Source organism: Pseudomonas sp. EL_65y_Pfl2_R96, from assembly GCF_963970905.1.
Classification (GTDB): domain Bacteria; phylum Pseudomonadota; class Gammaproteobacteria; order Pseudomonadales; family Pseudomonadaceae; genus Aquipseudomonas.
This window is the reverse complement of record NZ_CAXAQH010000142.1, coordinates 1-615: the sequence shown is the minus strand read 5'-3', so window position 1 is coordinate 615 and position 615 is coordinate 1. Positions and strand designations below refer to the sequence as shown.

The window sequence follows — 615 nt, the reverse complement described above, 5'->3', positions numbered from 1 at the left end:
CAAATCGAGAGCCGATCGCGGATACAAGCCGACGCCGGTCGTCACGAGCGACCAGTTGAAAGCCTATCTCGATCACAACCCGTTCATCGTTCTCATCAAGGAGAAGGCGATCATGACCGACGAAATCCAGACCGATGCCGCCGCCGGCCTTGCGGCGCAGACTGCCGCCGTGATCGCCGATGCCTCGCCCCCAACGCTCGAAGACGTCGAGGCCCGCCGCAACGCGGAGAACCTGGAGAAGGCCAAGGCCGGCGGCTATGTCGAGCCGGCGGAGCCCTCGATCTCCGAGCGCGTCGCCATGCTGGTCGCCGGCGTGCAGCACGCGATCGACCACAACTCGCCGATCAGCCGCGAGCATTTCGCGGAGCTGAAGGCGTTGCTGGGCTACCGCAATTCGGCCGAGCCGCCGGAGGGCGTGCAGACGGCGTGATCGATCCTGAGGACGACGACCTCGACGCGATCGAGGTCGAGCCTGACGACCCCGACGCCTGGCGCGACTATTGCGACGACGCTTACGGAGACGAAGTCGATGCCGAAAGCGCTGCGCTGGTCTGATCTCCTCCTCGGCCTGTTCGGCCTCGCGCTGATGGCGGCGTTCTGGCCGGGCATCGCGGG

2 protein-coding genes are annotated in these 615 nt (G+C 66.3%); both read left to right on the top strand.

The window, feature by feature from the left end:
- On the top strand, positions 1 to 430 hold a 430-nt coding region (locus AACY49_RS29890), incomplete at its 5' end, for a hypothetical protein (RefSeq protein WP_339527807.1).
- Positions 427 to 555, top strand: coding sequence for a hypothetical protein (locus tag AACY49_RS29885; RefSeq protein ID WP_339426759.1), 129 nt, complete (start codon positions 427 to 429; stop codon positions 553 to 555). The genes AACY49_RS29890 and AACY49_RS29885, both read left to right, overlap by 4 nt.
- The last annotated feature ends 60 nt before the right edge of the window (positions 556 to 615 follow it).